This is a genomic window from Pseudoalteromonas sp. S3178 (assembly GCF_005886985.1).
GTDB classification, from domain to species: domain Bacteria; phylum Pseudomonadota; class Gammaproteobacteria; order Enterobacterales; family Alteromonadaceae; genus Pseudoalteromonas; species Pseudoalteromonas carrageenovora.
Window position 1 is genome coordinate 1 of sequence record NZ_PNCW01000387.1, and the last position, 240, is coordinate 240.

The window sequence follows — 240 nt, forward strand, 5'->3', positions numbered from 1 at the left end:
CGGGAATTGCAGCGGCTGTTGCCATGTCTGCAATGAAACAACCTCCAGAAGAGAAGAAAGAAGAAATAGTACATCCTCTCGTACAGGTTCAACCTATTCATATTGACCAAGTTAGGCTTGACGTATCGTCATACGGTATCGTGATGCCAAAATACAGTACTGATCTTGTTGCTCAGGTCAGTGGTCAAGTCATTTCATTGTCAGACAAGTTTGTCAAAGGTGGCTTTGTCAAAGAAGGTG

General features: G+C 43.3%; 1 pseudogene. It reads left to right on the forward strand.

The annotated features are described in order from the left end of the window. Window positions 1-240 (forward strand): annotated as a pseudogene (locus tag CWC11_RS21420) (efflux RND transporter periplasmic adaptor subunit); the annotation flags it as partial.